At 61.6% G+C, this 297-nt stretch carries 1 pseudogene; it reads right to left on the bottom strand.

Features of this window, described 5'->3' with window-relative positions:
- Positions 1-297: pseudogene (locus SB772_RS39985) on the bottom strand (heavy metal translocating P-type ATPase); the annotation flags it as partial.

Below are 297 nucleotides of genomic sequence, written 5' to 3'. Positions count from 1 at the left end.
GGCGGATCGCTTCACGGCTGCTCTCTTTAACGGTGTCGGCCACGGCGAACAGCGCCAGCGGACCCGACGGGTCGAGCAGCAGCACCACGGACTTGCCCTGCTTCTCCAGCGCGAACAGTTTTTCTTCCAGTTGCGGCGAGCACAGGCCCAGCTCTTCGACCAGACGATGATTGCCCAAGTGGTAGGTCTGGCCGTTGACTTGCCCCTTCACACCGCGACCGGCCAGCGCTTCGAAGTTATCCACAATCAGCGGCGCAAATTGTTTATCGGCAGCCGCGTTGGCAATGGCCAGCGACA

Origin of the sequence: Paraburkholderia sp. SIMBA_030, assembly GCF_046535245.1 — a bacterium.
GTDB lineage: Bacteria > Pseudomonadota > Gammaproteobacteria > Burkholderiales > Burkholderiaceae > Paraburkholderia.
The sequence above is the reverse complement of the archived record's forward strand: the minus strand, read 5'-3'. Positions and strand labels throughout refer to the sequence as shown.